This is a genomic window from Pseudomonas huaxiensis (assembly GCF_003231275.1).
In the GTDB taxonomy this organism is placed as follows: Bacteria; Pseudomonadota; Gammaproteobacteria; order Pseudomonadales; family Pseudomonadaceae; genus Aquipseudomonas; species Aquipseudomonas huaxiensis.
Window position 1 is genome coordinate 12,600 of sequence record NZ_QKVL01000004.1, and the last position, 25,109, is coordinate 37,708.

Sequence of the window (25,109 nt, forward strand, 5' to 3'; positions counted from 1 at the left end):
ATCTGAGAGCCGGAGCCTTGGGGCTTCGGTCTTTTTGTTTCTGGCTCAGGGACGGCGTCGGCCTCGATCACGAGTACGCCGTTCATCCTGGCAGCAGTGAGGCTTCCCGAAGGAAGCCTCACGATCACCTTATTGGCAGGCTTCGCAGTCCGGCTCGTCGATCGCGCAGGCTTTAGGCACTGGCGCTGGAACAGGGGCTGCGGCCGGAGCGGCCTGGGCCTGGACCGGGGCGCTGTTGTCGCCACCGCTGGAAACGGCATTGAGCTTGCCGGTGGTGATGGTCGACTTCTCGGTGCTGGTCGCGGCCAGGGCACGGAGGTAGTAGGTGGTTTTCAGACCACGGAACCAGGCCATGCGGTAGGTCACGTCCAGCTTCTTGCCCGAGGCGCCGGCGATGTACAGGTTCAGCGACTGCGCCTGGTCGATCCACTTCTGGCGACGGCTGGCGGCATCGACGATCCACTTGGTTTCAACTTCGAACGCGGTGGCGTACAGGTCTTTCAGCTCTTGCGGGATACGCTCGATCTGCTGCACGGAACCGTCGTAGTACTTCAGGTCGTTGATCATGACCGAGTCCCACAGACCGCGGGCCTTGAGGTCGCGAACCAGGTACGGGTTGATCACGGTGAATTCGCCCGACAGGTTCGATTTCACGTACAGGTTCTGGTAGGTCGGCTCGATGGACTGCGACACGCCGGTGATGTTGGCGATGGTCGCGGTCGGCGCGATGGCCATGATGTTCGAGTTACGAATACCTTTTTGTACGCGCTCGCGAACCGGTGCCCAGTCCAGGTGCTCTTCGAGGTTGACGTCGATGTACTTGGCGCCACGGGCCTCGATCAGGATCTGTTGCGAGTCCAGCGGCAGCACGCCTTTGGACCACAGCGAACCCTGGAAGGTCTCGTAGGCACCGCGCTCGTCGGCCAGGTCACAGGAGGCCTGGATGGCGAAGTAGCTGACCGCTTCCATCGAACGGTCGGCGAACTCGACGGCAGCGTCGGAACCGTAGGCGATGTGTTGCAGGTACAGCGCGTCCTGGAAGCCCATGATGCCGAGGCCGACCGGACGGTGCTTGAGGTTCGAGTTGCGAGCCTGCGGCACGGAGTAGTAGTTGATGTCGATCACGTTATCCAGCATGCGCACGGCAGTGTTCACGGTGCGTTGCAGTTTGGTGTGGTCGAGTTTGCCGTCGACGATGTGGTTCGGCAGGTTGATCGAGCCCAGGTTGCAGACGGCGATCTCGTCCTTGTTGGTGTTCAGGGTGATCTCGGTGCACAGGTTCGAGCTGTGGACCACGCCCACGTGCTGCTGCGGGCTGCGCAGGTTGCACGGATCCTTGAAGGTCAGCCATGGGTGGCCGGTCTCGAACAGCATCGAGAGCATCTTGCGCCACAGGTCTTTGGCCTGGATGGTCTTGAACACCTTGATCTTGTTGTACTCGGTCAGGGCTTCGTAGTACTCGTAGCGCTCTTCGAAGGCCTTGCCGGTCAGGTCGTGCAGGTCTGGCACTTCCGATGGCGAGAACAGGGTCCACTTGCCGTCATCGAAGACGCGCTTCATGAACAGGTCAGGGATCCAGTTGGCGGTGTTCATGTCGTGGGTACGACGACGGTCATCACCGGTGTTCTTTCGCAGCTCGATGAATTCTTCGATGTCCAGGTGCCAGGTTTCCAGGTAGGCACAGACAGCGCCTTTGCGCTTGCCGCCCTGGTTGACCGCGACGGCGGTGTCGTTGACCACTTTCAGGAACGGCACGACGCCCTGGGATTTGCCGTTGGTGCCCTTGATGTAGGAGCCCAGCGCGCGCACCGGGGTCCAGTCGTTGCCCAGGCCACCGGCGAATTTCGACAGCATGGCGTTGTCGTGGATCGCGTGGTAGATGCCCGACAGGTCGTCTGGCACGGTGGTCAGGTAGCAGCTCGACAGTTGCGGACGCAGGGTACCGGCGTTGAACAGGGTCGGGGTCGACGCCATGTAGTCGAAGGACGACAGCAGGTTGTAGAACTCGATCGCACGGGCTTCACGGTCTTTCTCGCCCAGGGCCAGGCCCATGGCAACGCGCATGAAGAACACCTGCGGCAGTTCGAAGCGCACGCCATCCTTGTGGATGAAGTAGCGGTCGTACAGGGTCTGCAGGCCGAGGTAGGTGAATTGCTGGTCACGCTCGTGATTGATCGCCTGACCCATGCGGTCGAGGTCGAAGGTCGCGAGGGCCGGGTCGAGCAGTTCGAATTCGACACCCTTGGCGATGTAGGCCGGCAGTGCCTTGGCGTACAGGTCGGCCATCTCGTGGTGGGTGGCGGCGTCGGCGACTTCGAGGAAGCCCAGGCCTTCGGCGCGCAGGGTGTCCATCAGCAGGCGGGCGGTGACGAAGGAGTAGTTCGGCTCGCGCTCTACCAGGGTACGGGCGGTCATCACCAGGGCGGTGTTGACGTCCTTGATGGCCACGCCGTCGTACAGGTTCTTCAGGGTTTCGCGCTGGATCAGCTCGCCATCGACTTCGGCCAGGCCTTCGCAGGCCTCGGTGATGATGGTGTTCAGGCGGTTCATGTCCAGCGGCGACAGGCTGCCGTCGGCCAGGGTGATGCGGATGCTCGGGTGCGGTTGCACGACGGCGTCGGTGTTGCTGCGGGTGGCGCGCTCACGGGCACGCTGGTCGCGGTAGATCACGTAGTCGCGGGCGACTTTCTGTTCGCCGGCGCGCATCAGGGCCAGTTCGACCTGGTCCTGGATCTCTTCGATATGGATGGTGCCGCCGGAAGGCATGCGGCGCTTGAAGGTCGCGGTGACCTGTTCGGTCAGGCGCGCGACGGTGTCGTGGATACGCGACGACGCGGCGGCGGTGCCGCCCTCAACTGCAAGGAACGCTTTGGTGATGGCTACGGTGATCTTGTCGTCGGTGTAAGGAACGACAGTGCCGTTACGCTTGATCACGCGCAGTTGGCCAGGGGCGGTCGCTGCCAGATCCTGATTCGAATCTGCGGCCTGCGGCGCCTTGGCCTGCGGGTTCTCGCGAGTTGTGTCGGTTTGCATGGGTGTCTCCACGTTCTTTAAGTTTGTTTAGGCGCCGGGTGGGCGCCAACCGTTCCATCCAAAAGCCCGACAGGCACCTGGCACGCGCGTGGCTCAAAGGCTCTCGCGCGCCGCTCTGGGCACATACCCGACTTCGGGACGGATCAGGAAAAAGGGGCATTCGCATGCCGCTCCCTGGCCGAAGTCAAAAGTCTTGGGTCGACAACCCAAAATCTGTTGCTGTTGGGGGTGCGGCCCTGGCCTGCACTACCCATACCCGGAACAAGTCCCTCAAAGGGCTTGCAACGGTCGCCTCCGCAGGAGCGGTTTGGCTGCTGAAATCACTTTAAGTTCAAGCAAAAAAAACAGCCGCTGAAGGGCTTGAGTTCGATGCTTGTCTTGTGCTTGGGAATTTCGTGAAAACCCAAGATGTAGTGTTTTGCTGCGACTGAGATACAAGATAATGCGGTCTCGGGGGTATTGCAAGGCGGCGGCCTGTGGATAACTTGTGGGTAGATTGTGAGTGAAATTGAACAAAACGCTGTAGGCCCCGTCCTGCCGCGATGAGACCGCCTGTCATCCTTTTTTAATGTAAGAAAAGGCGACGAAGGGATTTTTGGGGGCGCGAACCCTATCACAAAAAACACCGCTGACCGAGGTCATTGGCAGGCTATTTGCCTCGCCCGTGCGCGCGGTTGGCAGTGGCCGGTGCGCATCGTAGTATCCGGGGCCGATGTTGCCCTTTGGTGATGGCGGTGGCGTCGATCCCATAACAACAAGCAGAGGTGGCCCGTGGAGCAGCAGAGCAGTCAGGTGTTGATTGTCGAGGATGACCAGCGTCTCGCCGAACTGACCCGCGAATACCTCCAGGCCAATGGCTTCAGCGTCGAGGTCGAGGGCGACGGCGCCAAGGCTGTGGCGCGGATCATCAACGAGCAGCCGGACCTGGTGATCCTCGACCTGATGCTGCCCGGCGAAGACGGCCTGAGCATCTGCCGCAAAGTGCGCCAGCGCTATGCCGGGCCGATCCTGATGCTCACCGCGCGCAGCGACGACCTCGATCAGGTCCAGGGCCTGGACCTGGGCGCTGACGACTATGTGTGCAAGCCGGTGCGTCCGCGCCTGCTGCTGGCGCGGATCAACGCCCTGTTGCGGCGCAGCGAAAGCCCCGTCACCACCACAGAGCGGCGAGCGCTGCAATTCGGTCCGCTGCGGGTCGACAGCACCCTGCGCGAGGCCTGGCTCGGCGAGGCCAGCATCGAACTGACCAGCGCCGAATTCGACCTGCTCTGGCTACTGGTGAGCAACGCCGGGCGGATTCTCTCGCGGGAAGAAATCTTCACCTCCCTGCGCGGCGTCGGTTACGACGGCCAGGACCGTTCCATCGATGTGCGCATCTCGCGCATCCGCCCGCGGATTGGCGACGACCCGATCCACCCACGAATGATCAAGACCATCCGCGGCAAGGGTTACCTGTTCGTACGCGAGGCCGCCGAGGCTATGGGCCTGCCCGAATGAACTCGATCTTCCTGCGGATCTACGGCGGCATGCTTGGCGTCCTGGTGCTGGTGGCGGTGCTCGGCGTCCTCAGCCTGCACCTGCTCAACGAAGTGCGCTCCGACCAGTACCGCGAGCGCCTGGCCCACGGCACCTTCACCCTGATGGCCGACAACCTGACGCGCATGAACAGCGTCGAGCGCACCCGCGCCGTGGCCCTGTGGGAGCGACTGTTGGGTATTCCCCTGGCGTTGCAGAGCAGCAACGAGGTCGGCATCGACGGCAGCCAGCGCACCCGCCTGCAGCGCGGCCAGGTGCTGGTGGAGCACACCGGTCCCCATGCGGCGCGGGTCATCAGCCAGCTCAAGGGGCAGGACCTGCTGCTGACCGGCGATGTGCAGCAGATCAGCGAGCAATTGGCCCGCGCCACGATCTACCTGCTGGTGGACGAATTGATCCGCTATCCGGTGGCGGAACAGGCCCGGCGCCTGGCAGAACTCAAGCAGAGCAAGGGTTTTGGCTTCGACCTGCGTTTGCTGGCGCAGACCGATGCGGACATGGACGAAGACCAGCGCCGCCGGGTCGAAGAAGGCGATACGGTGATGGCGCTGGGCAAGGAGGGCAACTCGATTCGCGTGTTCGCCGGTATCTCCGGAACGCCCTGGGTGCTGGAAATTGGCCCGCTGTACCAGATGAATCCATACCCCACGCAACTGCTGGTGCTCATCGCCGCCCTTGGCCTGAGCCTGATCGGGCTGGTGGTCTACCTGCTGGTGCGACAACTGGAGCGGCGCCTGTCCAAGGTCGAAACGGCCGCGACGCAGATCACCCAGGGCAGCCTGGAAACCCGGGTGGTGGTGCAGGGCGCCGATTCGGTGGGGCGGCTGGCCGAAGCCTTCAATGGCATGGCCGAGCACTTGCAGCGCTCATTGACCATCCAGCGCGAGCTGGTGCGGGCGGTGTCCCATGAGTTGCGCACGCCCGTTGCACGGCTGCGCTTCGGCCTCGAAATGATCGCCAGCGCCAGCAACGACCAAGCCCGCGAGAAGTACCTGGCCGGCATGGACAACGACATTCAGGACCTCGACAAGCTGGTCGACGAAATGCTGATGTATGCCCGCCTCGAACAGGGCGCGCCGGCCCTGCATTTCCAGCGGGTCGACCTGGATGCCTTGCTCGATCAGGTAATCGCCGAGCTGGCGCCGTTGCGCCGCGAAGTACGGGTGGTGCGCGGGACGTGCCAGGGCGGTGAGGATGCCCAGGGTGCCTGGGTCGAGGCCGAGCCGCGCTACCTGCACCGTGCCCTGCAGAATCTGGTGAGCAATGCCATGCGCCATGCCGAAACCGAGGTCAGCCTCAGTTATCAGTTGGGGCTGCAGCGTTGCCGAATCGATGTCGAGGACGACGGTCCCGGCGTTCCGGAAACTGCCTGGGACCGGATCTTCACCCCCTTTACCCGTCTTGATGACAGCCGCACGCGGTCTTCCGGTGGCCATGGGTTGGGGTTGTCCATCGTCCGGCGCATCATCCACTGGCATAACGGTCGCGCGCTGATCGGCAAGAGCGTGCACCTGGGCGGCGCCTGCTTCAGCCTGAGCTGGCCCCGTGAGCAGACGCCGGGTGCGCAATGAGTGAGGCGGTTACGCTGGATGAACTGCTGGAGCCGCAGCGTTTTCATGCGCTACTGCTGGCGCTCTATGGCCCGGAGTTGATGCCGGCGCAGCTACCGGTGCTGGTGTCGCAATGGTCCAAGTACTACTTCATGTTGCTCTGGCGCGAAGCGCTGGCCGGACGAGCGCCCCGGCTGTCAAGCGGGTTGCGGATAGCGCTGGACGAGCGCGGCTTGCCCGTCGGCTTTCACTCCGATGATGGACTGGATGGACTGGCACAAGCGATCGAAAGCCATCTGCCGCCGCTGATCGAGCGTCTGGCGAGGCTTGGCGGCGTGGCGAGCGCGGTGCTCTGGGGCAATGCCGGGGACTGCCTGGAGCAGCAGGCCGGCGCGCAGGCGAAGGCGTGGCTGGAGGCGCCGGACAGCCCGTTGTTCGCCGCAGTGTCCTACGACCAACAAGGCCGCCGCCGACGGCGTACCTGCTGCCTGAGCTACAAAGTGCAGTGGGTGGGGCATTGCGAACACTGCCCGCTGCTTTCCTGAATCAGACCGCGACCAGACTCAGCAACTGCTCGCCCATCAGACAGAACTGTCCTTCCAGCTCGCGACCGTGGTGCCATTCCGGCGACAGGTCGGTGAGCAGGCGCAGGCGCGCGTGGCCGGCGTCGTTCCACTCCAGCACTTCGGCGTGTTCGAAATAGAAGCGCTTGAGCACCAGCGGATAGAGCGCCTTGAACAGGCTTTCCTTGAGCGAGAAGGTCAGGGTGACGGTAAGCCCGACCCGCACCGAGTCCAGGCGGAGCAGCTCGGCCTCGGTGAGGATTTCCTTGGCCAGGCGCTCGGCGCGTTCGTCGTCCAACAAGTTTTCCTGATCCAGCCCCAGCCCCGCGCAATCACTGCTGCGTGCCACCACTGCGGCGGCCCAGCCCTTGCCGTGGGTGATCGAGCCGCTGATGCCGGCTGGCCAGATCGGTGCGCGGTCATCGCCGGTGGCGGGTACATAGTCGCGGCCATCGAGGCGTTGCAGCGCGGCGCGGGCGCAGGCCCGGCCGGCGAGGTATTCGGCCTGGCGCTTGGCCACTGAACGTTGCAGGGCCGGCGTCTGCTCGATGGCGGCGCGCTGGAAATCGTCGCTGGCGAGGTGCGCCGGATCGAAGGCGCAACTGACCAACTGCACACCGGGGACCGGGCGAGGCAAGGGCCAGTGGTGCTGGAGGGGGGAGCAGCAGGAAGGGAGTCGGTTCATGGCGGGTATTGTGCCGTGGGCGGTAGCGGGGGGCCAGAGGGTAGGGCGTTGGGGCTGATCGCGACGGTTCGGCGCTCCGACAAGCTCGCGCCTACGGGGACAGCGATTCTGTAGGAGCGAGCTTGTCGGGGCGCCGAACCGTCGCGAAGCGGTGAAGCATCAGAAAATCTTCTTGAAGAACGCCTGCAGGTCCGCCCAGGAACTCTCGTCCGCCGCCTTGTTGTAGCCGATGTCCGGCCCGCCATGTTCGCCATGGCTGAGGCGGTCGGCGTCCGGGTTGGTGAAACCGTGCTTGGCGCCCTCGAGGGTGACGAATTCGAACGAGGCATTCGCCGCATTCATCTCGTCCTTGAACGCCTGAACCTGCTGCGGTGTGACCATGCTGTCAGCGCCGCCGTGTTCCACCAGAATCTTGGTCTTCACGCTGCCGGGTGTGGCCGGCGTGTCGGTCACCAGGGCGCCGTGGAAGCTGGCCACGCCGGCCAGCGACTCACCGCGGCGGGCGGCGTCGAGCACCACCTTGCCGCCGAAGCAGTAGCCAATGGCGGCGATACGTTCCTTGTCGGTCTGCGGCTGGATTTTCAGCAGCTTGACCCCGGCATCGAAGCGCTTGGCCGAGGTGGCCGGGTCTTTCAGGGCAGCCTGCATGAACGCCAGGGCGTCGGCCGGGTGCTCGGTGTTCTTGCCGTCGCCGTACATGTCGATGGCCAGGGCGCTGTAGCCCAGCGCCGCGAGGTCGCGGGCGCGGCGCTTGGCGTAGTCGTTCAGGCCCCACCATTCATGCACCACGACCACACCCGGCACCGGGCCCTTCACTGCGTCGTCGTAGGCGTAGTAGCCGACCAGGCGTTTGCCGTCGGCATCCTGATAGGGAATCTCGCGGGTTTGCACGGCGGCCTGGGCCAGGCCGGCAGCGCCGAGCAGCACGGCCGCAAACAGTAATCGCATGATCGGTACTCCTGAATTCAATGCATGGGGTTTCAACGCATGGATTCGAAACATCAAAGGCGTTCAGCCAGCGTTCAGGTCGGGTTCAGCGGCGGTTCAGGGCCAGGTACTTACTCTAGACCTCAATTTCCCAAACCCGCAGCACTGTGGAGAACATCCCCATGAAAAACCTCAACACCCTGCTGGCCGCCCTGACTTTCCTTGGCACAAGCATGGCCGTCCAGGCCGCCGACGACACCTTCGCCAGCGTCACCTATGGTCAGACCAGCGACAAGGTCAAGAAATCCGGGCTGCTCACCGAGAACGTCGGCCACCTCAACAGCGACGGGATCATCGGCAAGGACGACACCTGGGGCATCCGCCTCGGCAAGATCAATGACCAAGGACGCTACTACGCCACCTACGACAATGTCTCGGGTACCCATAACGGCCTCAAACTGCGTCAGGAAAATCTGCTCGGCAGTTACGATCTGTTCTATCCGGTCGGCGGCAGCACCAAGCTGTTTGGCGGCGCAACCGCTGGCTTGACCAAGCTAACTCAGGACTCCCCAGGCGCCAGCCGCGACAGTGACATCGGTTACGCGGTCGGCCTGCAAGCGGGCGTGTTGCAGCAAGTCAGCGACAACACCTCCGTAGAGCTGGGCTACCGTTACCTGCGTAGCAACGCGACCACCGAGTTGGCCGAAAGCGGCGGCAACAAGTTGGGGGCGTTGCGCCTGGACAGCAGCGCGCAGACCTACCTGTCGGCCAACTACCGGTTCTGACCACGTGCCCAGGCTTGATGAACCGGCCCCTGGACAGGGCCGGTTCGCTGTTATTCTGCGCGCCGCGCACTGCAAAGGGAGAAGGTGATGAAACTGTTGGTGGTCGAGGATGAAGCGCTGTTGCGCCACCACCTCTACAGTCGCTTGAGCGAAAGCGGGCACGTGGTCGAAGCGGTGGGTGACGGAGAAGAGGCGCTCTACCAGGCCGAGCAGTTCAACCACGACCTGGCGGTGATCGATCTTGGCCTGCCCGGCATGAGCGGACTGGAACTGATCGGCCGCCTGCGGGCCCAAGGCAAGACCTTCCCGATCCTGATTCTCACCGCCCGTGGCAACTGGCAGGACAAGGTCGAGGGCCTGGCTGCTGGTGCCGACGATTATGTGGTCAAGCCGTTCCAGTTCGAAGAGCTGGAAGCGCGCCTGAACGCCTTGCTGCGCCGCTCCAGCGGCTTCACCCAGGCCACCATCACCGCCGGCCCGCTGCGCCTTGACCTGAATCGCAAGCAGGCCCTGCTGGATGAGCAGCCGCTGGCGCTGACCGCCTACGAATACCGCATCCTCGAATACCTGATGCGCCATCACCAACAGGTGGTCGCCAAGGAACGCCTGATGGAACAACTCTATCCGGACGACGAGGAGCGCGACCCGAACGTCATCGAAGTGCTGGTCGGCCGTCTGCGGCGCAAGCTGGAAGGCAGCCAGGGCTTCAAACCGATCGACACCGTGCGTGGCCTCGGCTACCTGTTCACCGAGCGCTGCCGATGATCCGTTCGCTGCGCGTGCGCCTGATGCTGGCGGCCGCCGTGCTGGCGCTGCTGTTCATGCTGGCGCTGCTGCCGGCGTTGCAGAAGGCTTTCAGCCTGGCCTTGCAGGAGTCCATCGAGCAGCGCTTGGCGTCGGACGTGACCACGCTGATTTCCGCCGCGCGGATCGAAAACAACGAATTGATGATGCCGGTGCTGCTGCCGGACGAGCGCTTCAACCTGCCCGACAGTCGCCTGCTGGGCTACATCTACGACCGTCAGGGCAATCTGGTCTGGCGCTCGCGGGCCACCGCCAACGAAAACATCAACTATCAGCCGCGCTACGACGGTCGCGGCAACGAGTTCGCGCGGATCCGCCAGGACGACGGTGAGGAATTCTTCGTTTACGACGTCGAGGTCAAGCTGCTCGGCGGCAAGAACGCCGCGTTCAGCATCGTGGCCCTGCAACCGGTGCGCGAGTACCTGCAGACCATCAGCGGCCTGAGGGAAAAACTCTACCTGGGGTTTGGTGCCGCGCTGTTGGTGCTGTTGCTGCTGCTCTGGGCCGGACTGACCTGGGGCCTGCGTTCGTTGCGACAGATGAGCGTGGAGTTGGACGAGGTTGAGTCCGGCGCCCGTGAAGGCCTGAGCGGCGAGCACCCCCGCGAACTGCTGCGCTTGACCCGATCCCTGAACCGCCTGCTGCACAGCGAGCGCGAGCAGCGCGGGCGTTATCGGGACTCCCTTGGCGATCTGGCCCATAGTCTGAAAACGCCACTGGCGGTGCTGCAGGGCGTTAGCGAAAGCATGGCCCAGCGCCCCGAAGAGCGCGAGCAGGCGTGGGTGCTGCAAAGCCAGATCGAGCGTATGAGCCAGCAGATCGACTACCAGTTGCAGCGCGCCAGCCTGCGCAAGAGCGGTCTGGTACGCCATCAGGTGCAATTGCGACCCTTGGTGGAGAGCCTGTGCGGCACCCTGGCCAAGGTCTACCGCGACAAGACGGTGCAGGTCGATTTCGCCATGGCCGATGATGCGCGGGTGCCGATGGAGCAGGGCGCCTTGCTGGAACTGCTCGGCAACTTGCTGGAAAACGCCTGGCGCCTGTGCCTGGGGCAGGTGAGGGTCAGCCTGGTTCAGAACGGCGCCGAGCTGGAGCTGTGCGTCGAGGACGATGGTCCTGGCGTGCCGGCCGATCAGCGCGAGCGGATTCTGCAGCGCGGCGAGCGGCTGGACCGGCAGAACCCGGGGCAGGGCATCGGCCTTGCCGTGGTCAAGGACATCATCGACAGCTATGACGCCCATCTCACCCTCACCGACTCGCCTCTGGGCGGTGCCGCCTTCCGTATTCGTTTTCTGGTGGACTGACGCGCCACGCCCGCGTTGGCGGATTTCCGCCCGCCAGCCATTTCCCCACGGCTTGTAGGCGGATTACCGCCAAGCCAAACCGGATAAATCCCGCCACGGGCGGAAATCCGCCAAGTGCGCGCTGCATGAATGCCACTGGATTGTGCAGCGAAACCCCCGAAAACATGGGGTTGCACCTCAACGGCGCAAATTGGCATCGCGCTTGCTATGAACCTCGCAGAGTTCTGCCACGCAGCTCGACACAACAAATCCCTCCAGTGCAGGAGGGTTCGCGAGTCAGGTGCCTCGCGTCCTGGGAAGGACGGGCCGGTACCCTTGAGGAAATAGCCATGACGACAACCCGTCAGCCACTTTACAAATCGCTGTATATCCAGGTGTTGGTAGCGATCACCATCGGTATCCTGCTGGGCCACTACTATCCCGAAACCGGTGTGGCCCTCAAGCCGCTGGGTGACGGCTTCGTCAAACTGATCAAGATGGTCATCGCTCCCATCATCTTCTGCACCGTGGTGAGCGGCATCGCCGGCATGCAGAGCATGAAATCGGTGGGCAAGACTGGCGGCTACGCGCTGCTGTACTTCGAAATCGTTTCCACCATCGCTCTGGTCATCGGCCTGGTCGTGGTCAACGTAGTCCAGCCTGGCGCTGGCATGCACATCGACGTGTCGACCCTGAACGCCAGCAGCGTGGCAGCCTACGCCGCCGCCGGCGCGCAGCAGACCACCATTGGCTTCCTGCTCAACATCATTCCTAACACCGTGGTCGGCGCCTTCGCCAACGGCGACATCCTGCAAGTGCTGATGTTCTCGGTGATCTTCGGTTTCGCCCTGCATCGCCTGGGTGCCTACGGTCGTCCGCTGCTGGACATGATCGACCGCTTCGCCCATGTCATGTTCAACATCATCAACATGATCATGAAGCTGGCTCCGGTCGGTGCCTTCGGTGCCATGGCCTTCACCATCGGCCAGTACGGCGTGGGTTCCCTGGTGCAGCTGGGCTACCTGATGGCCTGCTTCTACGTCACCTGCCTGCTGTTCATCCTGGTGATCCTCGGCGGTATCGCTCGCGCTCACGGTTTCAGCGTTCTGAAACTGATCCGCTACATCCGTGAAGAACTGATGATCGTGCTCGGTACTTCCTCCTCGGAATCCGCGCTGCCACGCATGCTGACCAAGATGGAGCGCCTGGGCGCGAAGAAATCCGTGGTTGGCCTGGTGATCCCGACTGGCTACTCGTTCAACCTCGACGGTACTTCGATCTACCTGACCATGGCTGCGGTGTTCATCGCCCAGGCCACCGACACCCCGATGGACATCGGTCACCAGATCACCCTGCTGCTGGTGCTGCTGGTTGCGTCCAAAGGTGCTGCTGGCGTCACCGGTAGCGGCTTCATCGTTCTGGCGGCAACCCTGTCCGCTGTCGGCCATCTGCCGGTTGCCGGCCTGGCGCTGATCCTCGGTATCGACCGCTTCATGTCCGAAGCCCGTGCCCTGACCAACCTGATCGGTAACGCTGTTGCCACCGTGGTTGTGGCCAAGTGGGTCAAGGAACTGGACGAAGACAAGCTGCACAAAGAGCTGGATTCCGGTGGTTCGCCGCTGACTGAAACCCGTCCGGTCGATGACCTGGGCGTGGCTGAAGGCCCGGCTGTTCGCTAAGCGAATCGCGCACTGCAAAAAGCCCATCTTCGGATGGGCTTTTTTGTGGCCGGTGTGTCGAGGTCGGACGACGCGGGTGAGGCTTACTCCACCCGCGTTTCTCCGCTAAACACCAGTGTCTGCCGGCAGCGCCGGCACAAGTAGCGCCGTCCCTGCCTGACCAGCCCGTGGCGCTGCGCTGAAAACGGGAAATCACTCCCGGCGCACGGGCAGCGGTAGATATAGCGGGTCACAGTGCGGCGCTTGACGTCGTAGTTGTGGCAGCGATTGGGCGGCAGTTCATAGACCCCTCGCATGATCAGTTGCCATTCCTCGCCATGCGGCTGGATACGGTCGCCGAACAACTGATGCGCCACCAGATGGGCGACCTCGTGGGCGACGGTCTGGCGCAGGAAATCCTCGCTGTTCTCCTTGTACAACTGGAGATTGAAGCGCAGCAGGTTCTCGTGCAGATGGGCGACACCGGCTTTCTGCCCGCGCAGCTTGAAGCTGACGTCGGGGCGGTGGAAGGGACGTTTGAAAAAGGCTTCGGCTTGCTTGTAGCAGTCTTCGACGCGGGTTTTGAGCAGCTCTGGCATGTGGTCGGATACTCCTGAGCGGCGATTATGCCGCAACCATGAGCACGCTGCCGAGACCGTCGGTCCGCAGACGAAGTCAGGCCGCCTTGCGGCGGCCTGACGGTATTGCCCCTAAGTTGCTGGCATTTTTTCTAATTGGTGTAGACGGGCCCCACGCCCAGTCCCCAGGTGATGACGGTGAACGCCATGATGGCAACCAGTACCACCAGCCCGACGGCCAGCACCGAACTCGAGAACAGGAACCCTTCATCCGAAGGGATGTTCATGAAGGTCGGCAGCCCGACGTAGAGCAAGTAGACCGTGTAGCAGATGGCCGCCGTGCCGACGATCATCCCCAGCCACAGGTGTGGGTAAAGCGCCGCCAGGCCGCCGATGAACAGCGGGGTAGCGGTGTAGGTGGCGAACGCGATGCATTGCGCCAGGCTCGGGTTGGCGTCGTAGGTACGCGCCATCCAGTGGATGAAGGCGCCCATGACCGCAACGCCAGCGATCATGGCCAGGTAGGACATGACGGTCATCCATATTGCGCTTTCCATGGTCAGCATGACCGGGGCGCGCTCGCCGATGACCCAGCCGACCTGGGTGGTGCCGATAAACGCCGATACCGCAGGAATTGCCGCCAGTATCAGGGTGTGGGTGAGGTACATGTGGCTGATGGATTCTTCTTCGCCACGGATTTCCCGCCATTCCTGGTCGGGGTGTGTGAACAGCCCTACAACGTGATGGATCATGCCAATCACTCCTACGTCGTTTCCAGTCGCCCCCCAAACGGAGCGCTTGCTAGGTTTTGTACGAACATTGCCTGATCGCCACTTGGCGACTTCTCGAGCAAAACCCGGGGCCCACAAGGCAGGGCCGGACAGGACAGGCCGCTATTGGTGCGGTCTTATGTCGCAGTATAGAAAGGCGTTCGCTGCACAAACCCGCTTTTTTAGAGCAAATCGCGCTGTCAGGATCGGGCTTGATTCCCTCGCAGTCTTTATCGGAGGGGTCTGTGTCCTGCGGTGGTTTATGCGTAAAATACGCGCCTTTTGTCACACCTCGCGGATTCAAGCGCTATGGGCACCCTTTCGGTCAACCAGAACAAACTGCAAAAACGCCTTCGGCGCCTCGCCGGCGAAGCCATCGCCGACTACAACATGATCGAAGATGGCGACAAGGTCATGGTCTGCCTGTCTGGCGGCAAGGACAGCTACACCATGCTCGACGTTCTGCTGCACCTGCAGAAAGTGGCGCCGATCAAGTTCGAGATCGTCGCGGTGAACATGGACCAGAAGCAGCCCGGCTTCCCCGAGGATGTGCTGCCGGCTTACCTGGCGACCCTCGGCGTCGAGTACCACATCGTCGAGAAAGACACCTACTCGGTGGTCAAGGAACTGATCCCGGAAGGCAAGACCACCTGCTCGCTGTGTTCGCGCCTGCGCCGCGGCACGCTGTACACCTTCGCCGACGAGATCGGTGCGACCAAGATGGCCCTCGGTCACCACCGCGACGACATCGTCGAGACCTTCTTCCTCAACATGTTCTTCAACGGCACCATGAAAGCGATGCCGCCGAAGCTGCGTGCCGACGACGGCCGTAACGTGGTGATCCGCCCGCTGGCCTACTGCTCCGAGAAGGACATCCAGGCCTATTCGGACATGAAGCAATTCCCGATCATCCCGTGCAACCTCTGCGGCTCCCAGGAAAACCTGCAGCGTCAGGTGGTCAAGGACATGCTGGTGGAATGGGAGCGCAAAACCCCGGGCCGTACCGACAGCATCTTCCGCAGCCTGCAGAACGTGGTGCCGTCGCAGCTCGCCGACCGCAACCTGTTCGACTTCACCAGCCTCTCCATCGATGAAACGGCCACCCCGCGTTTCGTCAATGTGCTGAATATCTGACCCATGCGCGATTACCAGTGGCTGTATGAGTACTGTCTGAACCGCTTCGGCTCCGCCGCGGCACTGGAGGCGTACCTGCCCCAGCCGAAAACTCCGGCTCAGTTGCGTGCCATCGGTGATGACCGCTATCTCTCGACCCTGGCCCTGCGGGTCTTCCGCGCCGGGCTCAAGCACAGCCTGGTGGACGCCAAGTGGCCGGCGTTCGAAGAAGTGTTCTTCGGTTTCGATCCGGAGAAAGTCGTGTTGATGGGCGGCGAGCACCTGGAGCGGCTGATGCAGGACACCCGGGTGATCCGTCACCTGGGCAAGCTCAAGAGCGTGCCGCGCAATGCGCAGATGGTGCTCGATGTGCAGAAGGACAAAGGCAGTTTCGGCGCGCTGATCGCCGACTGGCCGGTAACCGACATCACCGGGCTGTGGAAGTACCTGACCAAACATGGCAACCAGTTGGGCGGGTTATCGGCGCCACGCTTTTTGCGGATGGTCGGCAAGGACACCTTCATCCCCACCGATGACATGGCCGCCGCGCTGATCGCTCAGGAAGTGATCGACAAAAAGCCCACCAGCCAGCGTGATCTGGCCCTGGTGCAAGCGGCGTTCAACCAGTGGCATGCCGAGAGCGGGCGACCGCTGTGCCAGTTGTCGGTGATGCTGGCGCATACGGTCAATCACTGATTTCCAGCAACCACAGTGATTCGTCGCGGAACCTGTAGGAGCGGCTAACGGCCGCTCCTACAGGTTCTGCGTCAACCCGCGAGCCTTTCAAATCAAACAGCGCCTTCTCCCGCCAACCGCCGGTCGTACTGAAACCGCCAGCGGATATACAGCAGCGCACAGACGAACAGCTTCAGGCTGATCACCACTTCCAGCCAGCCAAACAGCGCCCGCGACGGGTCGAACGCGGCTTCCACGCCAGTGATGAAATACAGGTTCAGCACGAAGCACATCCAGGCATGGGCCCGCGCGCTGCCGCCCAGCATGCCCGGCGCTACCAGCGCCAGTGGTAGCAACTGAATGCCGAGAACCACCCACGGTCGAGCACCGTGCAGGTCGGTGAAGAACAGGGTGTTGACGATCAGCAAGGCGATCAGCGCGAAGAATGCGGCCAGGCTCAGCGCTCGGGTCAGGCGTACGCGCGGCTCCAGCCATTCCAGCGCAGGAAGGATCTTCGGCTTCTTAGCCACGGCCGTTCTCCAGGTGCTTGGCGGTGTTCGCCAGGCGCTGGCCAAGGGCGCGGCACAAGGCTATTTCGTCGGCATCCAGGTCACGCTTGCCATCGGCGCCGGCATGGTGGCTCGCGCCATACGGCGTGCCGCCGCCACGGGTTTCGATCAGCGCCGACTCGCTGTAAGGCAGGCCCATGATCAGCATGCCGTGGTGCATCAACGGCAGCAGCATCGACAGCAGGGTTGATTCCTGGCCGCCATGCAGGCTGGCGGTGGAGGTGAACACCGCCGCTGGTTTGCCCACCAGCCCACCACTCAGCCACAGGCTGCTGGTGCCATCGATGAAGTACTTGAGCGGCGCGGCCATGTTGCCGAAGCGGGTCGGGCTGCCCATGGCCAGGCCCGCGCAGTGGCGCAGGTCGTCGAGGGTGGCGTACAGGGCGCCGGTCTCGGGGATCGACGGCGACACCGCTTCGCACTCGGTGGAAATCGCCGGCACGGTGCGCAGGCGTGCTTCCAGGCCGGCCAGTTCGACGCCGCGGGCGATCTGCCGGGCCATCTCGCTGGTGGAGCCATGGCGGCTGTAATACAGAATCAGGATGTAGGGCTGGCTCACGGCAGGATCTCCAGCACCTTCTCGGGCGGACGACCGATCACGGCCTTGTCGCCGGCGACCAGGATCGGCCGCTCGATCAGTTTCGGGTGCTCGGCCATGGCGGCGATCAATTGCTCGTCGCTCAAAGCCGGGTTGGCCAGGTCGAGGCTTTTGTATTCGTCTTCGCCAGTGCGCAGCAATTGCCGGGCGCCGATGCCCAGTTTGCCCAGCAGCGCCTTGAGGGTGGCGGCATCGGGCGGGGTTTCCAGGTAGCGCACCACGTTCGGGGCCAGCCCGCGCTCTTCGAGCAGTTCCAGCGCACCACGGGATTTGGAGCAGCGGGGGTTGTGGTAAAGCGTCAGGTCAGTCATGTCAGGGTCGCATCTGGCTGTGAGTGGCGGGTATTCTAACCGCAGCGTATTGGCATTTTGCTTGAATCTTGAAGAAGGATTGACCCATGACAAGGCGTTTGGCAGCAGCCCTGGCCATCACCGCGAGCCTGCTGCTCGGTGGCTGCGGTGCGGACTACGGCCTCGACCAGAACGGCAACACGGTGAAAGCCGAACAACTCGACGGACGCTGGGTAGTGCTCAACTACTGGGCGGAATGGTGCAGCCCGTGCCGCGTCGAGATTCCCGAACTGAACCACTTCGCAAAAGAATGGCAGCCCCAGGGCGTGACCGTGGTCGGGGTGAATTTCGACGGTTTGCAGGGCGAGGAACTGAAGAAGGCCAGTGAAGCCATGGGCATCGGTTTCACCGTGCTGGCCGAAGATCCCGCCGAGCGCTATGACCTGCCACGCAGCGAAGCGCTGCCGGTGACTTACATCATCGACGACAAAGGCAAGGTACGGGAGCAGTTGATGGGCGAGCAGACAGAGGCGGGGTTGGTGGAGAAGATCAAGGCGCTCAAGGGCGCTTGATTAAGGCCATTCCTGTAGGAGCGAGCTTGCTCGCGATGGGCGGCAACTCAGTCCTTCGCGAGCAAGCTCACTCCTACAAGGGCTTTGGGCAGGCCGGGCTTAGCCTTCTTCAGGCCAGAAGCGCAGCGGCTTGCCTTCGGCGGGCCAGAACCTGACCTGCTCGATCGGCGAGATGTCCCAGCGCTGGACCGTGGTCAATGCCTGCAGGAAGCGTTTTTCCTGCTCCATCAATGCCGGGGCACACAGTTTGCGGGTGCTGCCCACGGCGCCGAAGCTCAGCGTGCTGCCTTCCAGGGTGTACGGCGCGAACCAGTGGTTGCAGCCGGCATTGCCGTAGGCCCGGCCATCCGCGGCGAGGGTCAGGGTCAGGTGGCTGTAGTCCATCAGCGGTCGTTCACCGATCCACTCCAGCACGTAGCTGCGTTCCTGCTCCAGTTTCATCGGCTCGGCCGCGCAACCCGCGAGGGCCGCAGCGACCAGTCCGCTCAACAGAATCCTGTTCATTACCGCGCCTGCTCCCGGCATTTCGGGCACTGGTGCTTGTCGCCCTTGGTGCTCCAGCCCAGCTCGGCAACGCGCGCCACGGCGGCCGGTTGCTGGGCTTTCTTGCCCAGCTTGGCGTCGACGGCGAACTCGAAGTCGAGGGTCGCTTCGCAGCTGTCACAGTTAACCTGCCACTGATGAATCGCCAGCTCGCCGAAGACCGGACCCGTGGCCACCGCGACCCACTGGCCGCTCGGGTTGATCAGGTGGCGGACGCTGTCGACGGTCAGGCGCATCGACAAGGTCTTGCTGCCCTTGAGGGTGACCAGCAGGACGTCGCCTTTCTGGATCGAGCCGCCGTTGCCAGTGACCTGGTAACGGCCCGGCACCAGCGCGCGGCATTCGATCAGGGTGTGTTGCGGGTTGAAGAGGGTGTAGCGGAAATCGTGTTCGACCATGGGGCCTCCAAATTTGCCGCGTATCCTACCTCATCCCTCCACCAGATTCTGCGGCTGGCCGACCATCCACCGGGCAATGTTGTCCAGGGTGGTGCCGGCAATGGCGGCCAGCGCCTCGCGGGTGAGGAACGCCTGGTGCGCGGTGATGATCACGTTGGGGAAGGTCAGCAGCCGCGCCAGCACGTCATCCTGCAGCGGCAGGTCGGAGCGGTCTTCGAAGAAAATCTGCGCTTCTTCTTCATAGACATCCAGGCCCAGGTAGCCGAGTTGGCCGCTTTTCAGCGCTTCGATCAGCGCTGGCGTGTCCACCAGCGCGCCGCGGCCGGTGTTGATCAGCATCGCGCCCGGCTGCAGGTCGGCCAGGCTGCGCGGGTTGATCAGGTGTTTGGTCTGCGGTGTCAGCGGGCAGTGCAGGCTGATGATGCGCGACTCGCGCAGCAGCTCGTCGAGGGGCAGGTAGCGGGCGCCGAGGGCTTGCACCTCGGGGTTGGGATACGGGTCGTAGGCCAGCAACTGGCAGCCGAAGCCGGCCATGATGCGGGCAAAGGCCAGGCCGATCTGGCCGGTGCCGACCACGCCGACGGTCTTGCCGTGCAGGTCGAAGCCGGTCAGGCCGTGCAGGCTGAAATCGCCTTCGCGGGTGCGGTTGTAGGCGCGGTGCAGGCGCCGGTTCAGCGCCAGGATCAGAGCGACCGCATGTTCGGCCACGGCGTGGGGTGAATAGGCCGGCACCCGCACCACGGTCAGGCCCAGGCGTCGGGCGGCGGGCAGGTCGACATGGTTATAGCCCGCTGAACGCAACGCGATCAGCCGCGTGCCGCCCGCCGCCAGGCGCTCCAGCACCGGCGCGGACAGGTCGTCGTTGATGAAGGCGCAGACCACCTCATGGCCGGCAGCCAGGGCGGAAGTGTCCTCGGTCAGGCGGCCGGGCTGGAAGTGCAGCTCCAGGTCCGGCACCGCCGCGGCGGCGTTGAAACTGTCCTGGTCATAGGCCTGGCTGCTGAAAAACAAGGCACGCATGGTCATGCTCCCGATCGATCGAATGGCGCCAGTGTAGCCAAGCCGGCAAAAACAGCTTTGCCCCAGGTCAGGCGCTCTGGCGCGCGGCCCAGGTCAGGCGGTCGATGGCCCGTTCCAGTTCGTCCAGCGACTGCGGCGCCTCCGGATCGTCCTGCTTGAGCAGGGTTTCGCTGCGCTGGCAGGCAGCGCGCAATTGCGGCACGCCACAGTAGCGCGTCGCGCCATTGAGACGGTGGACCCGCTCGATGGTCGCGGCGCGGTCATCGGCATCGCGGGCGGCACGGATCGCCAGGCGATCGGACTCCAGCGACGCCAGCAACATCGCCAGCATGTCGGCGGCCAGGTCCGGTTTGCCGGCGGCCAGGCGCAAGCCTTCATCCGGGTCCAGCACCCTCAGTTCGCTGCCGCCGTGGTACGGCTCGGCCTGGCGTTCGGTGCGGTTGAGGCTGACCGGCAAACCGGTCCATTTCTGCACCACCTGGGCCAGTTGTCGATCGCTGATCGGCTTGGTCAGGTAGTCATCCATGCCGCTGTGCAGCAAGGCGCGTTTTTCGTTGGCCATGGCGTGGGCGGTGAGCGCCACGATGGGCAGCGCCTGGCCACCCTGGCCGGCTTCCCAGCGGCGGATCTGCTCGGTGCACTCGCGACCGTCCATGCCCGGCATCTGCACGTCCATCAGCACCAGGTCGAAGCTGTCCTGCTGCACCGCCTTGATCGCCGAGGCGCCGCAGTCCACGGCGAGCACTTCGGCGCCGAGGTCTTCCAGCAGAGTCTGCACCAGCAGCAGGTTGGCCGGGTTGTCATCGACGCAGAGCACTTTGGGCAGACGCTGGCCCGGTGGCGCCTTGATCTCGTTGTTGCTGCGCCGTGGCTGGATGAGTTCCAGCAGCGCCCGGCGCAGTTTGCGCGTGCAGGCCGGCTTGGCGTAGAGCTGGCCGTGGGCGTTGGGCAGGAAGGGGTGATACAGCGTTTGTTCGGTGGTCGGGCAAAGCACCAGGGCCTGGCAGGCGAAATGCTCAAGACGCTGGATCAACTGGCCTAGCCGCTCCGGCGGCAAGTCATGCAGGTTGACCCCGAGCACCGCCAGTTCGAACCGCTGGCCGGCGAGCCGCGCGGCCTCGACGCCGCTGAGCAGGTGTTCGGGAGAATTGAAGGTGGTGACGTTCAGCCCGCAGTCTTCCAGTTGATGCTCAAGGGCTTGAAGTGCCAACTCGTGATTGTCGACGATGGCGGTGCGCCGGCCTTGAAGAATCGGCAGCGGCTGGTCTTCGATGGTGTCGCGGGCCTTCGGCAGGTTCAGGCTGACCCAGAACTGCGAGCCTTCGCCCGGCGTGCTGTCGACGCCGATCTCGCCGCCCATCTGCTCGATCAGGCGCTTGGAAATCACCAGCCCCAGGCCGGTGCCGCCGGGTTGCCGCGACAGCGAGTTGTCGGCCTGGCTGAAGGCCTGGAACAGCGCCCGCACGTCCTGCGCCGACAGGCCGATGCCGGTGTCCTGGATGCTGATGCGCAGTTGCACGCTGTCGTCGGTTTCGTCTTCGAGCATGGCGCGGGCGACGATGGTGCCCTCGCGGGTGAACTTGATGGCGTTGCTGACCAGATTGGTGAGGATCTGCTTCAGCCGCAGCGGGTCGCCCACCAGCGACAGCGGCGTGTCGCGGTAGACCAGGCTGACCAGTTCGAGCTGTTTGGCGTGGGCGGCCGGAGCGAGGATGGTCAGGGTGTCCTGGATCAGGTCACGCAGGTTGAACGGGATGCTCTCCAGCACCAGCTTGCCGGCCTCGATCTTCGAGAAGTCGAGAATCTCGTTGATGATGCCGAGCAGGCTGTCGGCGGATTTTTCGATGGTGCCCAGGTAATCGAGCTGGCGCGGGGTCAGCTCGCTTTTCTGCAACAGGTGGGTAAAACCGAGGATGCCGTTGAGCGGCGTACGGATTTCATGGCTCATGTTGGCGAGGAATTCGGACTTGATCCGGCTGGCTTCCAGGGCCTCCTTGCGCGCCATGTCCAGCTCGATGTTCTGGATCTCGATGGTTTCCAGGTTCTGCCGCACGTCTTCGGTGGCCTGGTCGATGCTGTGTTGCAGTTCTTCGTGGGCGTTGTGCAGGGTCTCGGCCATGCGGTTGATGCCGCCCGCCAGTTCGTCCAGCTCGTAGCTGCCCATATTCGGCAGGCGCTCTTCCAGGTTGCCGTCCTTGAGCTGGCTGACCGCGTGCTTGATCTGCCCGATCGGGCCATTGATCGCCCGGCTCATGCGCAGCGCCAGCAGGGTAGTGCCCATCAGTCCGATCAGGATCAACAACAGGCTGGCGAACAGGCTGCGGTAGCCGCGCAGCAGCGTGCCGCCGTGGGATACCTCGATTTCCACCCAGCCGAGCAAGCGGTCGACTTCCTGGGGTACGGGGTCGTCGGCAAGGTCGCGGTGACGGCCGAACACCGGCAGCAGGTAACGGGTCGCATCGCTGCCGGAGCGTTGCAGCAGTTGGGTTCCGCCACCGGCGGGCGGCAGGTTGAGCATGCTCGGGCCGGCGTGGGCCAGGCTACCGCGGTCTGGGGAGAGGAACGACACCGCACGCACGTCGGGCTGTTCCAGGGTCTGGGTGGCGATGCGCTCCAGTTGCGGACGGTCCTTGCGCGCCAGGGCCGGCGCCACCAGTGGGGCCAGGCTCTCGGCGACCATCCGCCCGCGCTGGAGCAGTTGGGTCTGCAATTCGTTTTGTTGCACCCACGTGAAATAGCCGCCCAGTACCAGCGCCATGGTCGCGGCGGGAACGACGGCCAGCAGCAGTACGCGAGTCCTGATTCCAAAACGATTCAGCACGCCCGATCTCCTGTGTCTGCGTTGCGCTGGAGGTTCGCTGTCGGGTTGTACCGACAGGACCAGGGAAGAAAACTACCGCGACTGCCGGTGTATTGCACTTATTTGTCTCTGGTCGGGTGAGCTGGCACTTCTACCCAGGTCTGGTTGCCTGGGGGAGAGCAATGCTCAATAATCGCGCGATTGAGAATTGCTAGCAGCCGCCAATGAATCCCGCCGTCATCCGCAACCCCAGCATCCTCGCCATCGAAGACGACCCGGTGCTGGGGGCCTATCTGCACGAGCAACTGGAGCGCAGTGGCTTCCTCGTCACCTGGTGCCGCAACGGTCGTGACGGCCTGGAACAGGCGCGCCAGCGGCATTTCGACGTGGTGTTGATGGACATCCTGCTGCCGGGCATGACCGGGCTCGATGCGCTGATGCAGTTGCGCGAACGCAGCAGCACCCCGGTGATCATGATGTCGGCGCTGGGCGCCGAGGCGGATCGCATTACCGGGTTTCAGCGCGGCGCCGACGATTACCTTCCCAAGCCGTTCAGCATGGCCGAGTTGCGCGTGCGTATCGAAGCCATCCTGCGCCGCGTGGCGCTGGAGCGGCGGCATCCACCGGTGGTGGTGCAGGCCGCCGCTGGCGAGCTGGTGTTCGACGACGAGGCTTGCGATGTGCGTCACGGTGGTCAGGCGGCGGGCCTGACCCCCAGCGAATACCGGTTGCTCGACACTCTGCACCGCAGCCTCGATGAGGTGCTAAGCAAGGCCTTCCTTTATCAGCATGTTCTGCAGCGTGGCTACGCGCGCCACGACCGCAGCCTGGATATGCATGTCAGCCAGATTCGCCGCAAGCTCAAGGCCATCGGTTATCACGAGCGGCAGGTCCGCACCGTCTGGGGCCAGGGCTATGTCCTGAGCGCCGGCGAGGATCACTGAGTTGCCCAATCGACATTCACTGTTCTGGAAACTGGCCATTCTCCTGGTGGGTTTCTGCCTGTTGCTGATCGGTTTGAGCCTGTCCTGGGGCCGGCACATGGAAGTGCGCAACGCATATCTTGCGCCGCAAGCCCGGGCCCTGCTGGAAGCCTATGCCGCCGAAGCCGAGCAGGCCCTGATCCGCAACGGTACGACCGGCATCGATGCCTGGCTGACCGACATGCGCGAACGCGAGAGCGGGTTTATCAGCGTGATCGGCCCCGACCTGCAATCGCTGGGCAGCCTGCCGCTGACCGACGCCGAAACCGAACACCTCACCAACCTGCGTGGCGTGGAGCGTCCGGTCAGCCGTCACTCCACCACCTTGCCCTGGATGCGCGTGCCGTTCCCCGGCGACTCGGCCCTCGGCAGCCTGGTGATCGAGCTGCCCCAGCGGCTGATTCCCGACCACTGGAACCTGGTGTTCTGGCGGCTGGTCACCAGCGGCCTGATTCCGGGTGTGCTGACGTTTCTGTTCTGCGTCGGCCTGTACCGCATGCTGATTCGCCCGCTCCATCAGTTGCGCGACCAGGCCAATGCCTGGCGCGCGGAGCAGTTGACCGCCCGCGTGGCCAGCGCCACCACCAGCCGTCATGACGAGTTTGGCGAGCTGGGACGCGCCTTCGATGATATGGCCGAGCGCCTGCAAGGCACGGTCACGTTGCAGCAGCAGTTGCTGCGCGACCTGTCCCATGAACTGCGCACGCCCCTGAGCCGCCTGCAAGTCGCCAGCGACAGCGAGCAGGACCTGCCTGCCCTGCGCGAGCGGCTGGGGCGGGAAGTGGAGTGCATGCAGCGGCTGGTGGAAGACGCCCTGCAACTGGCCTGGCTGGATGCCGAGCGGGCGCCGCTGGCGTGCGAGCCGATCGAAGTCCAGGCGCTGTGGGAGATGCTGGTGGAGGATGCCTGCTTCGAGAGCGGCTGGCCGCGTGAGCAATTGCACTGCAGCCTGGATGGCGGCTGCTGGGTGCTCGGCAACCTCAACAGCCTGGCGCAGGCGCTGGAGAACATCTTGCGCAATGCCATTCGTCATTCGCCCGCCGCAGGCCAGATTCGTCTCGGCGGCCAGCGCCAGGGCGAGCACTGGCTGCTCTGGCTGGAAGACCAGGGCGGCGGCGTGGATGAGGCGGAACTGGAGCGGATCTTCGCCGCCTTTACCCGGCTCGATGGCTCGCGTCCCGGCGACGGCGGCTTCGGCCTGGGCCTGAGCATCGCGCGCAACGCCGTGCAGCGGCAGGGCGGGCGTTTGTGGGCGCAGAACAGCGGGCGCGGGCTGCGTTTGAACATTCGCCTGCAGGCGGCGAAGCCACCGAGCGCCGATCAGGAGTTATAGCTATCTGCTATAAGCCCCGCACATTGCGTGATATGGAGCCGGG

General features: G+C 63.7%; 24 protein-coding genes. 12 read left to right on the forward strand and 12 right to left on the reverse strand.

Annotated elements, in window-relative coordinates; genetic code table 11:
• Positions 1-129: 129 nt before the first annotated feature.
• The gene (locus DM374_RS06495; protein WP_110969135.1) at positions 130-3,033 is read right to left on the reverse strand and encodes a ribonucleoside-diphosphate reductase subunit alpha; all 2,904 of its coding nucleotides are present in this window, start codon (positions 3,031-3,033) and stop codon (positions 130-132) included.
• A gap of 771 nt (positions 3,034-3,804) precedes the next feature.
• Between DM374_RS06495 and DM374_RS06500 the strand changes: the two genes are divergently transcribed.
• Genes DM374_RS06500 through fhuF form a run of 3 tightly spaced genes read left to right on the forward strand, consistent with a single transcriptional unit; the run spans position 3,805 to position 6,664 of the window.
• Positions 3,805-4,530: a response regulator transcription factor gene (locus DM374_RS06500; protein WP_110969136.1), complete on the forward strand. Its 726-nt coding sequence runs from the start codon at positions 3,805-3,807 to the stop codon at positions 4,528-4,530.
• On the forward strand, positions 4,527-6,140 hold the full coding sequence (locus DM374_RS06505; protein ID WP_110969137.1) for an ATP-binding protein: 1,614 nt from the start codon (positions 4,527-4,529) through the stop codon (positions 6,138-6,140). Before DM374_RS06500 ends, DM374_RS06505 begins: the two co-directional genes overlap by 4 nt.
• Positions 6,137-6,664 carry a siderophore-iron reductase FhuF gene (gene fhuF / locus DM374_RS06510; RefSeq protein ID WP_110969138.1) on the forward strand — a complete coding sequence of 176 codons (528 nt, stop codon included), beginning with the start codon at positions 6,137-6,139 and terminating at the stop codon, positions 6,662-6,664. The genes DM374_RS06505 and fhuF overlap by 4 nt, the downstream gene beginning before the upstream one ends.
• A gap of 1 nt (position 6,665) precedes the next feature.
• Here the strand turns inward: fhuF and DM374_RS06515 are convergent, their stop codons facing one another.
• Positions 6,666-7,367, reverse strand: a complete 702-nt coding sequence (locus tag DM374_RS06515) for a 4'-phosphopantetheinyl transferase family protein (protein ID WP_110969139.1) — start codon at positions 7,365-7,367, stop codon at positions 6,666-6,668.
• Positions 7,368-7,526: 159 nt separating this feature from the next.
• Entirely contained in the window at positions 7,527-8,315 is a 789-nt protein-coding gene (locus DM374_RS06520; RefSeq protein ID WP_110969140.1) for a dienelactone hydrolase family protein, read from the reverse strand.
• Positions 8,316-8,476: 161 nt separating this feature from the next.
• Here DM374_RS06520 and DM374_RS06525 point away from each other — a divergent pair, with 161 nt between their 5' ends.
• The 4 genes from DM374_RS06525 (at position 8,477) to DM374_RS06540 (ending at position 12,845) form a co-directional block, all read left to right on the forward strand.
• Entirely contained in the window at positions 8,477-9,079 is a 603-nt protein-coding gene (locus tag DM374_RS06525; RefSeq protein ID WP_110969141.1) for an outer membrane beta-barrel protein, read from the forward strand.
• A gap of 87 nt (positions 9,080-9,166) precedes the next feature.
• Positions 9,167-9,844, forward strand: coding sequence for a response regulator transcription factor (locus tag DM374_RS06530; RefSeq protein WP_110969142.1), 678 nt, complete (start codon positions 9,167-9,169; stop codon positions 9,842-9,844).
• On the forward strand, positions 9,841-11,187 hold the full coding sequence (locus DM374_RS06535; protein ID WP_110969143.1) for an ATP-binding protein: 1,347 nt from the start codon (positions 9,841-9,843) through the stop codon (positions 11,185-11,187). Before DM374_RS06530 ends, DM374_RS06535 begins: the two co-directional genes overlap by 4 nt.
• Before the next feature lie 329 nt (positions 11,188-11,516).
• Positions 11,517-12,845 carry a dicarboxylate/amino acid:cation symporter gene (locus DM374_RS06540; RefSeq protein ID WP_110969144.1) on the forward strand — a complete coding sequence of 443 codons (1,329 nt, stop codon included), beginning with the start codon at positions 11,517-11,519 and terminating at the stop codon, positions 12,843-12,845.
• A gap of 83 nt (positions 12,846-12,928) precedes the next feature.
• Here the strand turns inward: DM374_RS06540 and DM374_RS06545 are convergent, their stop codons facing one another.
• Entirely contained in the window at positions 12,929-13,423 is a 495-nt protein-coding gene (locus DM374_RS06545; RefSeq protein ID WP_110969145.1) for a SprT family zinc-dependent metalloprotease, read from the reverse strand.
• A 131-nt stretch (positions 13,424-13,554) separates the two neighbouring features.
• The gene (locus tag DM374_RS06550) at positions 13,555-14,154 is read right to left on the reverse strand and encodes a Yip1 family protein (RefSeq protein ID WP_095155384.1); all 600 of its coding nucleotides are present in this window, start codon (positions 14,152-14,154) and stop codon (positions 13,555-13,557) included.
• Between the two features lie 327 nt (positions 14,155-14,481).
• Between DM374_RS06550 and ttcA the strand changes: the two genes are divergently transcribed.
• Both ttcA and DM374_RS06560 read left to right on the forward strand, forming a co-directional pair.
• The gene (gene ttcA, locus DM374_RS06555; RefSeq protein WP_110969146.1) at positions 14,482-15,306 is read left to right on the forward strand and encodes a tRNA 2-thiocytidine(32) synthetase TtcA; all 825 of its coding nucleotides are present in this window, start codon (positions 14,482-14,484) and stop codon (positions 15,304-15,306) included.
• Between the two features lie 3 nt (positions 15,307-15,309).
• Entirely contained in the window at positions 15,310-15,981 is a 672-nt protein-coding gene (locus tag DM374_RS06560; RefSeq protein WP_110969147.1) for a DNA-3-methyladenine glycosylase I, read from the forward strand.
• A gap of 92 nt (positions 15,982-16,073) precedes the next feature.
• On the opposite strand, the gene DM374_RS06565 is transcribed toward DM374_RS06560, so the two are convergent.
• The 3 genes from DM374_RS06565 to arsC are packed head-to-tail and all read right to left on the reverse strand — an operon-like array spanning position 16,074 to position 17,438.
• On the reverse strand, positions 16,074-16,490 hold the full coding sequence (locus tag DM374_RS06565) for a DUF2069 domain-containing protein (protein ID WP_095155387.1): 417 nt from the start codon (positions 16,488-16,490) through the stop codon (positions 16,074-16,076).
• On the reverse strand, positions 16,483-17,088 hold the full coding sequence (gene wrbA / locus DM374_RS06570; protein ID WP_110969148.1) for an NAD(P)H:quinone oxidoreductase: 606 nt from the start codon (positions 17,086-17,088) through the stop codon (positions 16,483-16,485). The genes DM374_RS06565 and wrbA overlap by 8 nt, the downstream gene beginning before the upstream one ends.
• Positions 17,085-17,438 carry an arsenate reductase (glutaredoxin) gene (arsC, locus tag DM374_RS06575; RefSeq protein WP_110969149.1) on the reverse strand — a complete coding sequence of 118 codons (354 nt, stop codon included), beginning with the start codon at positions 17,436-17,438 and terminating at the stop codon, positions 17,085-17,087. The genes wrbA and arsC overlap by 4 nt, the downstream gene beginning before the upstream one ends.
• 86 nt (positions 17,439-17,524) lie before the next feature.
• On the opposite strand from arsC, the gene DM374_RS06580 reads away from it, so the two are divergent.
• Positions 17,525-17,989: a TlpA disulfide reductase family protein gene (locus DM374_RS06580; RefSeq protein ID WP_110969150.1), complete on the forward strand. Its 465-nt coding sequence runs from the start codon at positions 17,525-17,527 to the stop codon at positions 17,987-17,989.
• 99 nt (positions 17,990-18,088) lie between these two features.
• Here DM374_RS06580 and DM374_RS06585 read toward each other — a convergent pair whose 3' ends face one another.
• The 4 genes from DM374_RS06585 to DM374_RS06600 form a co-directional block, all read right to left on the reverse strand.
• On the reverse strand, positions 18,089-18,493 hold the full coding sequence (locus DM374_RS06585) for an META domain-containing protein (protein ID WP_110969151.1): 405 nt from the start codon (positions 18,491-18,493) through the stop codon (positions 18,089-18,091).
• Positions 18,493-18,930: a hypothetical protein gene (locus DM374_RS06590; RefSeq protein WP_095155392.1), complete on the reverse strand. Its 438-nt coding sequence runs from the start codon at positions 18,928-18,930 to the stop codon at positions 18,493-18,495. Before DM374_RS06590 ends, DM374_RS06585 begins: the two co-directional genes overlap by 1 nt.
• Before the next feature lie 30 nt (positions 18,931-18,960).
• On the reverse strand, positions 18,961-19,950 hold the full coding sequence (locus DM374_RS06595) for a 2-hydroxyacid dehydrogenase (protein ID WP_110969152.1): 990 nt from the start codon (positions 19,948-19,950) through the stop codon (positions 18,961-18,963).
• Positions 19,951-20,017: 67 nt separating this feature from the next.
• Positions 20,018-22,771, reverse strand: a complete 2,754-nt coding sequence (locus DM374_RS06600) for a response regulator (protein ID WP_110969153.1) — start codon at positions 22,769-22,771, stop codon at positions 20,018-20,020.
• Positions 22,772-22,974: 203 nt separating this feature from the next.
• On the opposite strand from DM374_RS06600, the gene DM374_RS06605 reads away from it, so the two are divergent.
• Both DM374_RS06605 and DM374_RS06610 read left to right on the forward strand, forming a co-directional pair.
• Entirely contained in the window at positions 22,975-23,694 is a 720-nt protein-coding gene (locus DM374_RS06605; protein WP_110969154.1) for a response regulator transcription factor, read from the forward strand.
• A 1-nt stretch (position 23,695) separates the two neighbouring features.
• Positions 23,696-25,066 carry a sensor histidine kinase gene (locus DM374_RS06610; protein WP_110969155.1) on the forward strand — a complete coding sequence of 457 codons (1,371 nt, stop codon included), beginning with the start codon at positions 23,696-23,698 and terminating at the stop codon, positions 25,064-25,066.
• The last annotated feature ends 43 nt before the right edge of the window (positions 25,067-25,109 follow it).

Excerpts from the sequence above, each read along its gene's own strand:
- DM374_RS06495 (WP_110969135.1), bottom strand. The coding sequence starts at position 3,033 with ATGCAAACCGACACAACTCGCGAGAACCCGCAGGCCAAGGCGCCGCAG.
- DM374_RS06505 (WP_110969137.1), top strand. The coding sequence starts at position 4,527 with ATGAACTCGATCTTCCTGCGGATCTACGGCGGCATGCTTGGCGTCCTG.
- fhuF (WP_110969138.1), top strand. The coding sequence starts at position 6,137 with ATGAGTGAGGCGGTTACGCTGGATGAACTGCTGGAGCCGCAGCGTTTT.
- DM374_RS06515 (WP_110969139.1), bottom strand. The coding sequence starts at position 7,367 with ATGAACCGACTCCCTTCCTGCTGCTCCCCCCTCCAGCACCACTGGCCC.
- DM374_RS06520 (WP_110969140.1), bottom strand. The coding sequence starts at position 8,315 with ATGCGATTACTGTTTGCGGCCGTGCTGCTCGGCGCTGCCGGCCTGGCC.
- DM374_RS06525 (WP_110969141.1), top strand. The coding sequence starts at position 8,477 with ATGAAAAACCTCAACACCCTGCTGGCCGCCCTGACTTTCCTTGGCACA.
- DM374_RS06530 (WP_110969142.1), top strand. The coding sequence starts at position 9,167 with ATGAAACTGTTGGTGGTCGAGGATGAAGCGCTGTTGCGCCACCACCTC.
- DM374_RS06535 (WP_110969143.1), top strand. The coding sequence starts at position 9,841 with ATGATCCGTTCGCTGCGCGTGCGCCTGATGCTGGCGGCCGCCGTGCTG.
- DM374_RS06540 (WP_110969144.1), top strand. The coding sequence starts at position 11,517 with ATGACGACAACCCGTCAGCCACTTTACAAATCGCTGTATATCCAGGTG.
- DM374_RS06545 (WP_110969145.1), bottom strand. The coding sequence starts at position 13,423 with ATGCCAGAGCTGCTCAAAACCCGCGTCGAAGACTGCTACAAGCAAGCC.
- DM374_RS06550 (WP_095155384.1), bottom strand. The coding sequence starts at position 14,154 with ATGATCCATCACGTTGTAGGGCTGTTCACACACCCCGACCAGGAATGG.
- ttcA (WP_110969146.1), top strand. The coding sequence starts at position 14,482 with ATGGGCACCCTTTCGGTCAACCAGAACAAACTGCAAAAACGCCTTCGG.
- DM374_RS06560 (WP_110969147.1), top strand. The coding sequence starts at position 15,310 with ATGCGCGATTACCAGTGGCTGTATGAGTACTGTCTGAACCGCTTCGGC.
- arsC (WP_110969149.1), bottom strand. The coding sequence starts at position 17,438 with ATGACTGACCTGACGCTTTACCACAACCCCCGCTGCTCCAAATCCCGT.
- DM374_RS06580 (WP_110969150.1), top strand. The coding sequence starts at position 17,525 with ATGACAAGGCGTTTGGCAGCAGCCCTGGCCATCACCGCGAGCCTGCTG.
- DM374_RS06585 (WP_110969151.1), bottom strand. The coding sequence starts at position 18,493 with ATGAACAGGATTCTGTTGAGCGGACTGGTCGCTGCGGCCCTCGCGGGT.
- DM374_RS06590 (WP_095155392.1), bottom strand. The coding sequence starts at position 18,930 with ATGGTCGAACACGATTTCCGCTACACCCTCTTCAACCCGCAACACACC.
- DM374_RS06595 (WP_110969152.1), bottom strand. The coding sequence starts at position 19,950 with ATGCGTGCCTTGTTTTTCAGCAGCCAGGCCTATGACCAGGACAGTTTC.
- DM374_RS06605 (WP_110969154.1), top strand. The coding sequence starts at position 22,975 with ATGAATCCCGCCGTCATCCGCAACCCCAGCATCCTCGCCATCGAAGAC.